The organism is Achromobacter sp. 1011791174, assembly GCF_059760925.1.
On the sequence record NZ_JCBANH010000030.1, the window covers coordinates 51,924 to 62,295 of the forward strand.

A 10,372-nucleotide genomic window follows, 5' to 3' on the forward strand; every position below is an offset into this window, starting at 1 on the left:
CCCCGGGCCCGTCGTCGTCCCATCCGGCGCCGCGCGGGCCCGCCGCGGCCTCCTGTATCCATTTCCAGGAGAGGTATCCGCATGTCCGCCCCCATCTCCAACGTGCGTCCCGATCCCGACCAGGTGCTGGCCGATATCGCGGACTACGTCCTCAACCATGACATCCAGAGCGATCTCGCCTACGAGACCGCGCGCAACTGCCTGATCGACACGCTGGGCTGCGGCCTGGAAGCGCTGGAGTACCCGGCGTGCCGCAAGCTGCTGGGCCCGATCGTGCCCGGCACGGTGGTGCCGCAGGGCGCCAAGGTCCCCGGCACCCAGTTCCAGCTGGATCCGGTGCAGGCCGCCTTCAGCATCGGCGCGATGATCCGCTGGCTGGATTTCAACGACACCTGGCTGGCCGCCGAATGGGGCCATCCGTCCGACAACCTGGGCGGCATCCTGGCCGTCGCCGACTGGCTGTCGCGCACCGCCGTGGCCGCAGGCAAGCCGCCCCTGAGCATGCGCGCCGTGCTCACCGGCATGATCAAGGCGCACGAGATCCAGGGCTGCATCGCGCTGGAGAACTCCTTCAACAAGGTCGGCCTGGATCACGTGGTGCTGGTCAAGGTGGCGTCCACCGCCGTGGTGGCGCAGATGCTGGGCCTGGAGCGCGATGAAGTCATCAACGCCGTGTCGCTGGCCTGGGTCGACGGCCAGAGCCTGCGCACCTATCGTCACGCGCCCAACACCGGCAGCCGCAAGAGCTGGGCCGCCGGCGACGCCACCAGCCGCGCCGTGCGCCTGGCGCTGATCGCCCGCAGCGGCGAGATGGGCTATCCGTCGGTGCTCAGCGCCAAGACCTGGGGCTTCTACGACGTGCTGTTCAAGGGCCAGCCGTTCAAGTTCCAGCGGCCCTACGGCAGCTACGTGATGGAGAACGTGCTGTTCAAGATCTCGTATCCGGCCGAGTTCCACGCCCAGACCGCCGTGGAATGCGCGATGCAGCTGCACGAACGGCTGCGCCTGCTGGGCCGCAAGGCCGAGGACATCAGCCGCATCGTCATCCGCACGCACGAGGCCTGCATCCGCATCATCGACAAGCAGGGTCCGCTGAACAACCCGGCCGACCGCGACCACTGCATCCAGTACATGGTGGCCGTGCCGCTGCTGTACGGCCGCCTGACCGCCTCCGACTACGAGGACGGCGTGGCGCGCGATCCGCGCATCGACGCCCTGCGCGCCAAGATCGTCTGCGTCGAGGATCCGGCCTATACCCGCGACTATCACGATCCGGCCAAGCGCTCCATCGCCAATGCGCTGACCGTGGAGTTCGAGGACGGCGACAGGCTGGACGAGGTGGTCTGCGAATACCCGATCGGCCACCTGCGCCGCCGCGCCGAGGGCATCCCGCTGCTGGAAGCCAAGTTCCGCACCAACCTCGCCCGCGTGTTCCCGGACCGGCAGCAGCGCCGCATCCTCGATGCCTCGCTGGATCAGGCGCGGCTGGAGGCAATGCCGGTGAACGAATACGTCGACCTCTATGTGATCTAGGCGGCATGGGCATCCCGGAAGCGCCCGTGGCGCTTCCCTCCCATGCGCCTGGGCGGTCTGGCGTCCGCGCCCGCCAGCCCGCCCAGGCGCGCGAAAGCCGCGGCTTACAATGCGGCTTTCCACGCAAACGGGACCGCGCCATGGCCATGCTCTGGGTCAAGACCTTCCATATCGTCTTCATCGCCTCCTGGTTCGCCGGGCTGTTCTACCTGCCGCGCATCTTCGTCAACCTGGCCCAGCAATCCGACGCCTCGGTCCAGGCCACCCTGCTGGGCATGGCGCGCCGGCTGTACCGCTTCACCACCCTGCTGGCCGTGGTCGCCGTGGCCTTCGGCATGTGGCTGTATCTGGGCTACCGCATCGGCGTGGGTCCGGGCAACGGCTGGATGCACGCCAAGCTCTTTTTCGTGCTGCTCGTGATCGGCTACCATCACGCCTGTGGCGTCATGCTGCGCAAATTCGAACAGGGCAAGAACACCCGTTCGCACAAGTTCTATCGCTGGTTCAACGAAGTTCCCGTCTTGCTGCTTTTGGCGGTGGTGGCGCTGGTCGTCGTCAAACCCTTCTGATTTCCCCTCTGCCTTTGCCCATAAGCCAGGATCCGCATGTCCTCTGACGAACAGGACCGTCCGCGCAAGACGCTGACAATCAAGAAAACCGCGCGCGACGCCCGCGCCGAAAGCGAGGCCGCGCCGGCCAAGCGCAGCCGCAGCGGCGCCCGCGCCCGCCTGGTCGCCCAGATCGAGCGCGACAAGGAAAAAATCGAACGCCTGAAGACGCCGGACGCGCCCGCGCGCGACGCCGGTGACGGCGAACGCGCCCCGCGCAAGCCCGTGGCGGCCCGAGGCGCCGCCAGCCGGACCGATGCCGGCCGTGGCCGGCGCGATGACGGCGGCGCGCCGCGCCGCGCCGCTGGCGCCAGGCCCGCTCGCGCCCCGCGCGACCGCGACAACCAGTACGTCGCGCCCGCCACGCCCGCGGGCCGCTTCTACGATCCGTTCGAGGACGACGGCCCGGCGCCGGAATTCGCCCCCGAGCCGGACCGCGACGACGAGATCGAATACGCCACCGAAGCCCGCGACGAGCCCGACTTTCACGCCCGTGGCCGCCGTCCGCGCGAGCCCCGCCAGGCCGAGGTGTTCCAGGTCTTCGCGCCCTGCCCCCAGGGTCTGGAAGAAGCGCTGACCGCGGAAATGCAGGCGCTGGGCTATGAAGACGCCCGCGCCGGCCGCGCCGGCTGTTCCTTCAGCGCCGACTGGGCCGGCGTGCAGCGCGCCAACCTCTATTCGCGGCTGGCAACGCGCATCCTGGTCCAGGTCGCGCACGCCGAGATCTCCCACGAGGACGACATCCTCGACCTGGCCCGCGCCACGCCCTGGGAGCGCTGGTTCGGCGCCGAGCAAACGCTGCGCGTGGACACCTCGGCGATCAAGAGCCCGGTGCAGAGCCTGCAATACTGCAACCTGCGCGCCAAGGACGGCATCTGCGACCGCCTGCGCGAGCGCGAAGGCGAGCGTCCCGACATCGACACCGTGCGCCCCGATGCGCGCGTGCACCTGTTCCTGACCGGCCATACCGCCACGCTGTACCTGGACACCTCCGGGGAATCGCTGTTCAAGCGCGGCTGGCGCCTGGACAAGGGCGAGGCCCCGCTGCGCGAGAACCTGGCGGCCGGCATGCTGGCCCTGGCCGGCTGGGATCCGGCGGCTCCGCTGCTGGATCCGTTCTGCGGCTCGGGCACCATCCTGATCGAAGCCGCCTGGATCGCGCTGGGCGTGCCTCCCGGCATCTCCCGTCCCTTCGGCTTCGAGCGGCTGCGCGGCCATGACCCGCGCCGCTGGCGCGACCTCAAGGAAGACGCCCGCGCCCGCATCCTGCCCCAGCTGGACGCGCCGCTGGTCGGCTATGACCTGGATCCGCAGGCAATCGAGTTCGCCCGCAACAACGCCGAGCGCGCCTGGCTGACCTCGGACTCGATCCGTTTCGAAGTGGGTGATGCCCGCCAGGTCCAGGCGCCGGCCGACCATGGCTGGATCGTCACCAACCCGCCTTACGGCGAACGGATGCCGACCGAGCAGGACGCGCAGCTCTGGTCCGAATGGGCGACCTGCCTGAAGCGCAACTTCGCCGGCTGGCAGTTGCACATCATCACCAGCGACCTGGAGCTGCCCCAGCGCATGCGCCTGAAACCCAAGCGCCGCGTCCCGCTGCACAACGGCGCGCTGGACTGCCGCCTGTTCGGCTTCGAGCTGGTGGCGGCGGGCTACCGGGACGCCTGACGCCTGATCCCCGGCGCCCCGCCACGGGGCGCCGGCGTCCGCCGCAGCGGATGCCTCGTTGTAAAAGCGCCGCAACATGGTGCGGCTATCTTTGCTTATGGTGCCCCGCCGCAACGTTTTGGGGCATCATCAGCTACACGGTGTTGCCGATTCGCACCAGCCTCTTGCACACGACCAGGGTAAACCCTATAATTCGGGTTATCCCTAGTAGCTAAACAAATGTGCAAGCCCGTGGAGGCTAACGTGACGAACCTGAACAACACCATCCGCCTGACCGACGAACTCGAGCGCCAACTGATGCTCCAGGCGATCGAAGAGCAATTCCGCCCGCACCCGATGCGCGCCCTGGCCGCCGGACTGCGCAAGCTGGCCCACGGCATCCGCGCCCTGGTTGGCAAGGCGAGCGCGAAGGACGCGCACTCGGCCGCCTGAGCGCCGATGGGCCCCTGGCGGGCCCGGACAGATTTCCCCTTGGGGGCTGCATAGCCCCTTTTATAGACCCGCCCTCACCGGCGGGTTTTTTTTCGCCTCCGCCTCGCACGGATCGCCGGCCGGACGCTCCCGCGTCGGCGGCGAATGGTCTTGCCCCAACCCGTTTGCGCCGACGCAAGCGCGCCGCCCGCCGGGCCCGGCGCAAACCCGCGGCCCTTTGCTAAGATAGCCGCCCATGACGCCCGACGCCTCCCCAGACCAGACTCCCAACCGGCTGCGCCGGTTCGCGTGCATGATGTACGAAGCCGTGCTGCTGTTCGGCGTGGTGTTCCTGGCGGGCTATCTGATGGATACGCTGACCCAGAGTCGCAATGCGCTGGAACTGCGCCCGCTACGCCAAGCCTGGCTGTTCGTGGCGATCGGCGCCTACTTCGTGCTGTGCTGGCGCCGCCGGGGCCAGACGCTGCCCATGAAGACCTGGAACATCCAGCTGGTCGGCCGCGACGGCCAGCCACCCTCCGTGCCGCTGCTGATGCTGCGCTACATCCTCGCCTGGCCCCTGGTGCTGGCGGGCGCCGCCCTGGTCTGGCTGGCGGCGCGCTACACGGGCTGGCCGTCCATGGACATGTTCATCGTCGCAGCCCCCTTCATGATTTTCATCTGGACCTGGATCGACCGCGACGGCCAGTTCCTGCATGACCGGATCCTGGGCACGCGCCTGCGCAACGCGCCCCCGCGCGCCAAGCCCGGGCGTCCGGAAAATAGCGCCGCCAGGGCCGTCAAGTAATACCAAGTTTCAATCAGAAAACTTACGCGCCGATTCTCACCGGCGCGTTCAGAAAGCTGAAAGCTGCGCGCCAAGACAATAAGGCCCTATTTAAAACCGGACCTTATCCATGCGCGCCCTACTCTCCCGCCTGACGCTGGCCGCCAGCGCCCTGTTCTTCCTGCCGTGGGCGCATGCCCAGAACGCCGACGCCCGCAAGGAAATCGAAGCCGCCTCGCAGGCCGCGCTTTCCGCCGCCCAGCAAGGCCCCGCCGAAGTGAAGCTCGGCGGCCAGGCCGTGCTCAAGCTGCCCGACAACATGATGTTCGTGCCGCGCCTGCAGGCCGACCGCCTGATGGCGGCCTATGGCAACGGCAAGGATCCCAGCCTGCTGGGCGTGGTGCTGCCCAAGGGGGACGAGGACGACTGGCTGATCACCGTCAACTTCGAGAAGACCGGCTACATCAAGGACGACGACGCCCGCAACTGGAACGTCGGCGAGCTGCTGGACAGCCTGCGCGAAGGCACCAAGCAATCCAACGTCGAGCGCGTCAAGCGCGGCTTCCCCGAGCTGCTGATCGACGGCTGGGTCGAGGCGCCCAAGTACGACAGCAAAACGCAGCGGCTGGTGTGGTCCGTGGCCGCCAAGCACAAGGACGACGGCGCGCAGAGCGACCCGACGGTCAACTACAACACCTACGCCCTGGGCCGCGAAGGCTACATCACGCTGGACCTGATCACGCAGCAAAGCCAGGTGCCGAAGGACAAGGGCGCCGTGCTGGCCCTGCTGAACAACATCGATTACGTCGAAGGCAAGCGCTACGCCGACTTCAACTCCTCGACCGACAAGGTCGCCGAGTACGGCCTGGCCGCGCTGGTGGCCGGCGTGGCGGCGAAGAAGCTGGGTCTGTTCGCGGTCATCGGCGCCTTCCTGCTGAAGTTCGCCAAGGTCGGCCTCATCGCCGTTGCCGCGCTGGGCGGCGGCATCTGGTCGCGCCTGCGCCGCAAGAAGGCGGATCCCGCCGGCCCGGGCCAGCAGTGATCGCACGCCGGTGAAAGTCCTGCTGTTGCTGCTGTCGGGCTTCAAGTACCTGAAGTTCGGCAAGCTGCTGGCCACCGGCGGCTCCATGCTGCTGTCGGTGGCGGCCTATGCCTGGGTGTTCGGCTGGCGCTACGCCGCCGGCTTCGTGCTGCTGCTCCTGGTGCACGAGCTGGGCCACTACGTGGCGGCGCGCCAGCGCGGCCTGGAAGTGGGCGCGCCCGTGTTCATTCCTTTCGTGGGCGCCTGGATCCAGCTGAAGGACCAGCCGCTGAACGCCGACACCGAGGCCTATGTGGGGCTGGGCGGACCCTTCGCGGGCACGCTGGCCTCGCTGGCCTGCTACTTCGCCGCGCGCGACACGGGCAGCGACCTGCTGCTGGCGCTGTCCTACGCCGGCTTCTTCATCAATCTCTTCAACCTGATCCCGCTGTCGCCGTTCGACGGCGGCCGCATCACGGCCGTGCTGTCGCCCCGAGTCTGGCTGGCGGGCGTGCCGGTGCTGGTGGCGCTGTTCTTCTGGCGGCCCAGCCCCATGCTGATCCTGGTCGCCGTGCTCGCCTTCCCGAACGTGGTGCGCGCCTTCAAGTACGACCCGACCCTGCCGGAAAACCAGGCCTATTACGGCACCACGCTGGAAAACAAGCTCGCCTACGGCAGCGCCTACCTGGCGCTGGTGGGGCTGCTGGCGGTCATGGCGCACGACGTGCACGAAATGCTCGCGGGACTGCGCTAGTGTGCTGTCCCGTAGGTACGTCCGCATGACGAAATTCATCCATAGACGTCAGGGCTAGGCGCAAACCGCAGTGATACCCGTAGGTATCACGAGGATTTGCAACGACGCCATGGCGGCTAGGGGTGGATTTCGTGCGGGCGTATCTGCGGGACAGCACACTAGGCCCGCTCCCGCGACAAGTGTTGCGGCGCCCGCGTTGCAATCGTCACAACACCGTCACGGATTTTTCATGGCGCCGTCATCGCCCGATGGTTTCATCCTGAGGCATGACGACAGCCCCCATGGAAGCAACCGTGAACGAAATCCGCCCCGCCCACTGGCGCGCTCTCTGGATTTCCGATATTCACCTGGGCACTGCCGGGTGCAAAGCGGAATTCCTGCTCGATTTCCTGGAGCACAACGATTCCGACACCCTTTACCTGGTGGGGGACATCGTCGACGGCTGGCAGCTGCGCAAGCATTGGCACTGGCCGCGCGCGCACAACGACGTGATCCAGCGCATCCTGCGCAAGGCCCGCAACGGCACCCGCGTGGTCTTCATCCCCGGCAACCATGACGAATTCGCCCGCGAGTTCTGCGGCTTTGCCTTCGGCGACATCGAGATCCTGGACGAAGACGTGCACGTGACGGCCAAGGGCCTGCGCCTGCTGGTGCTGCATGGCGACCAGTTCGACGGGGTGATCCAGCACAGCCGCTGGCTGGCGCACCTGGGCGACGGGCTGTATCAGCTGGCGCTGTGGCTCAACCATCACTTCAACCGGCTGCGCCACCGCATGGGGCTGCACTACTGGTCGCTGTCCCAGTACCTGAAGCACAAGGTCAAGAACGCCGTGTCCTTCATCACCGACTTCGAGGAAGCGCTGGCCGGCGAGGCGCGCCGGCGCGGCCTGGACGGCGTGGTCTGCGGACACATCCACAAGGCCGAACTGCGCGACGTGGGCGGCATCCTGTACTGCAACGACGGCGACTGGGTGGAAAGCCTGTCGGCGCTGGCGGAAACCCACGACGGCCAGCTGCAGCTGCTGGACTGGGCCGCCATCCAGGCCGAGCATCAGGCCGGGCGCCAGGCCGATCCGTCCAGCCGCAAGCCGCGCTCGCTATCGCTGCCGGCGCTGCCGTCGGCGCTGCGCCGCCAGGGCAAGCACCCGTGATAACCCTTATACGTCCCCGTTACGCAACGGGGATGTTGCAGTTCACGCCCCTCTAGGTCATGCTTGCAGTTGGGCAACGGGCGAGCGGCCCGTTCACGCTGCAACATGCTCACAACATAGGGCCATGAACGACCAATATCAGGCGCTCTACCAAACTTTCCGCTGGCTGGTGCCTACCCAGTTCAACATCGCGGAAGCGTGCTGCCACCGCTGGGCATCCAGCAGTCCGGATGCGCGGCGCATCGCCATCTACTACGAAGATGAAGCGGGCAATCGCGAGGTCTGGACCTATGCCCGACTGGCCGAAGCCGCCAATCAGCTGGCCAATGGCCTGATCAAGATGGGCGTGAATCGCGGCGACCGGGTCGGTGTTGTATTGGGGCAACGGCCCGAAACCGTCGTGGCCCACATGGCGATCTACAGCGTCGGCGCGGTGGTGCTGCCCCTGTCGGCGCTGTTCGGCCCCGAGGCCCTGGAGACCCGGCTGCGCGACTCCGAGACCCGTGTCGCCATCGTCGACCACGCCTCCAGCGCCAACCTGCTGGCCGTCAGCGACCACTGTCCCGCCCTGCAACAGATCATCGGCATCGGCTTCGCCGACGAGCGGGTGCTGCCGTGGCGCAGCCTGCTGGCCCGCCAGCCTTCCGAATTCAAGCCCGTTCCGACCCGCTCGTCGGACCCGGCCATCCTGCTCTATACCTCCGGCACCACCGGCGCGCCCAAGGGCGCCCTGCTGCCGCACAGCGCGCTGATCGGCAACCTGCCCGGCTTCGTCGCCTCGCAGGACTGGTTCCCCAAGCCCGCCGACGTCTTCTGGTCGCCGGCGGACTGGGCCTGGACCGGCGGCATGATGGACGCGCTGCTGCCCACCCTCTATTTCGGCCATCCCATCGTCGGCACCCGCGGCCGCTTCTCGGCCGAGCGCGCCTTCGAGCTGATGGAGCGCTACCAGGTCACCAACACCTTCCTGTTCCCGACCGCCCTGAAGATGATGATGAAGGCGGTGCCGGACCCGCGCAGCCACTATCAGCTGGCGCTGCGCGCCATCATGAGCGCCGGCGAAAGCGTGGGCGAGACGGTGTTCGGCTGGTGCGAGAAGGCGCTGGGCATCACGCCCAACGAGATGTTCGGCCAGACCGAGATGAACTACCTGGTGGGCAACAGCAACAAGCGTTGGCCCGCCAAGGCCGGCAGCATGGGCCGGCCCTACCCCGGCCACCGCGTGGCGGTGCTGGACGAGCACGGCGAGCCCGCTCCCACCGGCGAAGTCGGCGAGGTCGCGCTCAACCGGCTGGACATCCACGGCTATCCCGATCCGGTGCTGTTCCTGGGCTACTGGCGCAACGAGGCCGCCACGCAGGCCAAGTTCAAGGGCGACTGGTGCCTGACCGGCGACCTGGCCAGCATCGACGCCGACGGCTACCTCTGGTATGCCGGCCGCGCGGACGACGTGTTCAAGTCGGCCGGCTACCGCATCGGCCCGGGCGAGATCGAAAGCTGCCTGCTCGGCCATCCGGCCGTGGCCAATGCGGCTGTCGTGCCAAAGCCCGATCCCGAACGCGGCGCCGTGGTGAAGGCCTATGTGGTGCTGACCCCCGAATTCGCCCAGCGCGACCGCCAGGACATCATCGAGAACCTGCAGGAACATGTGCGCGAGCGCCTGGCGCCATACGAGTACCCCAAGGAAATCGAGTTCGTCGACGAACTGCCCATGACCACCACCGGCAAGATCCTGCGCCGCCTGCTGCGCCAGCGCGAGGCGGACCGAGCCCTGGCGGCCAGCAAGGGCTCGGCCTAGCGCGCCGCCCCGATTCCCTCCCCCCGCGCCGTCTCCGGAGACTTCCTGGCATGCCGCTGTACCAGCTCGACGACCTGATCCCCCGTATCGACCCCTCGGCCTACGTGGCCGACAGCGCCGACATCATCGGCAACGTGACGCTGGAGGCCGGCGTCAGCATCTGGTCGCACGTCTCCATCCGGGGCGACAACGACGCCATCCTGATCCGCCGGGGCACCAACATCCAGGAGGGCAGCGTGCTGCACGTGGATGAAGGCTGTCCCATGGAGATCGGCCCGAACGTCACCGTGGGCCACCAGGCCATGCTGCATGGCTGCACCATCCACGAAGGCGCCCTGGTCGGCATGCAGGCCATCGTGCTGAACAACGCCGTGATCGGTCGCAACTGCCTGATCGGCGCCGGCGCCATCATCCCCGAGGACCGAGTCATTCCCGACAATTCGCTGGTCATCGGCATCGGCAAGATCGTCCGCGAACTGTCCCCCGAGGAAATCGCCGGACTGCACAAGAACACCGCGCACTACGTGGCGCGCGGCCAACACTACCGGACCGCGCTCAAGCGGATCGGCTGAGTCCCTGAGCCCCTGGCCCGTCTCCGGCGCCCCCCCGCGCACGCCGGAATCCGCCCCCTTGGAACC

Annotated in this window: 10 protein-coding genes; all 10 read left to right on the forward strand. The window is 67.7% G+C overall.

What is annotated here, in order from left to right; translation table 11 throughout:
• The first annotated feature begins 81 nt into the window (after positions 1-81).
• Positions 82-1,533 (forward strand): bifunctional 2-methylcitrate dehydratase/aconitate hydratase, encoded by a 1,452-nt coding sequence (locus AC6LJ5_RS13190; protein WP_498140699.1) that lies wholly within the window; start codon positions 82-84, stop codon positions 1,531-1,533.
• Between the two features lie 140 nt (positions 1,534-1,673).
• Positions 1,674-2,102, forward strand: coding sequence for a CopD family protein (locus AC6LJ5_RS13195; RefSeq protein ID WP_199770996.1), 429 nt, complete (start codon positions 1,674-1,676; stop codon positions 2,100-2,102).
• A gap of 36 nt (positions 2,103-2,138) precedes the next feature.
• Positions 2,139-3,812, forward strand: coding sequence for a THUMP domain-containing protein (locus tag AC6LJ5_RS13200; protein ID WP_103273201.1), 1,674 nt, complete (start codon positions 2,139-2,141; stop codon positions 3,810-3,812).
• Between the two features lie 219 nt (positions 3,813-4,031).
• Positions 4,032-4,244 carry a hypothetical protein gene (locus AC6LJ5_RS13205; protein ID WP_199770995.1) on the forward strand — a complete coding sequence of 71 codons (213 nt, stop codon included), beginning with the start codon at positions 4,032-4,034 and terminating at the stop codon, positions 4,242-4,244.
• Positions 4,245-4,479: 235 nt separating this feature from the next.
• Positions 4,480-5,031 (forward strand): RDD family protein, encoded by a 552-nt coding sequence (locus tag AC6LJ5_RS13210; protein ID WP_103273200.1) that lies wholly within the window; start codon positions 4,480-4,482, stop codon positions 5,029-5,031.
• 109 nt (positions 5,032-5,140) lie between these two features.
• On the forward strand, positions 5,141-6,052 hold the full coding sequence (locus AC6LJ5_RS13215) for a DUF2167 domain-containing protein (protein ID WP_103273199.1): 912 nt from the start codon (positions 5,141-5,143) through the stop codon (positions 6,050-6,052).
• A 10-nt stretch (positions 6,053-6,062) separates the two neighbouring features.
• Positions 6,063-6,785 carry a site-2 protease family protein gene (locus AC6LJ5_RS13220; protein ID WP_103273198.1) on the forward strand — a complete coding sequence of 241 codons (723 nt, stop codon included), beginning with the start codon at positions 6,063-6,065 and terminating at the stop codon, positions 6,783-6,785.
• A 266-nt stretch (positions 6,786-7,051) separates the two neighbouring features.
• Positions 7,052-7,936: a UDP-2,3-diacylglucosamine diphosphatase gene (locus AC6LJ5_RS13225; RefSeq protein ID WP_103273197.1), complete on the forward strand. Its 885-nt coding sequence runs from the start codon at positions 7,052-7,054 to the stop codon at positions 7,934-7,936.
• Positions 7,937-8,060: 124 nt separating this feature from the next.
• The gene (locus tag AC6LJ5_RS13230) at positions 8,061-9,734 is read left to right on the forward strand and encodes an acetate--CoA ligase (RefSeq protein WP_498140700.1); all 1,674 of its coding nucleotides are present in this window, start codon (positions 8,061-8,063) and stop codon (positions 9,732-9,734) included.
• Positions 9,735-9,784: 50 nt separating this feature from the next.
• Positions 9,785-10,306, forward strand: coding sequence for a gamma carbonic anhydrase family protein (locus AC6LJ5_RS13235; RefSeq protein WP_103273195.1), 522 nt, complete (start codon positions 9,785-9,787; stop codon positions 10,304-10,306).
• Positions 10,307-10,372: the final 66 nt, after the last annotated feature.

Excerpts from the sequence above, each read along its gene's own strand:
- AC6LJ5_RS13190 (WP_498140699.1), top strand. The coding sequence starts at position 82 with ATGTCCGCCCCCATCTCCAACGTGCGTCCCGATCCCGACCAGGTGCTG.
- AC6LJ5_RS13205 (WP_199770995.1), top strand. The coding sequence starts at position 4,032 with ATGTGCAAGCCCGTGGAGGCTAACGTGACGAACCTGAACAACACCATC.
- AC6LJ5_RS13200 (WP_103273201.1), top strand. The coding sequence starts at position 2,139 with ATGTCCTCTGACGAACAGGACCGTCCGCGCAAGACGCTGACAATCAAG.
- AC6LJ5_RS13225 (WP_103273197.1), top strand. The coding sequence starts at position 7,052 with ATGACGACAGCCCCCATGGAAGCAACCGTGAACGAAATCCGCCCCGCC.
- AC6LJ5_RS13230 (WP_498140700.1), top strand. The coding sequence starts at position 8,061 with ATGAACGACCAATATCAGGCGCTCTACCAAACTTTCCGCTGGCTGGTG.
- AC6LJ5_RS13195 (WP_199770996.1), top strand. The coding sequence starts at position 1,674 with ATGGCCATGCTCTGGGTCAAGACCTTCCATATCGTCTTCATCGCCTCC.
- AC6LJ5_RS13235 (WP_103273195.1), top strand. The coding sequence starts at position 9,785 with ATGCCGCTGTACCAGCTCGACGACCTGATCCCCCGTATCGACCCCTCG.
- AC6LJ5_RS13210 (WP_103273200.1), top strand. The coding sequence starts at position 4,480 with ATGACGCCCGACGCCTCCCCAGACCAGACTCCCAACCGGCTGCGCCGG.
- AC6LJ5_RS13215 (WP_103273199.1), top strand. The coding sequence starts at position 5,141 with ATGCGCGCCCTACTCTCCCGCCTGACGCTGGCCGCCAGCGCCCTGTTC.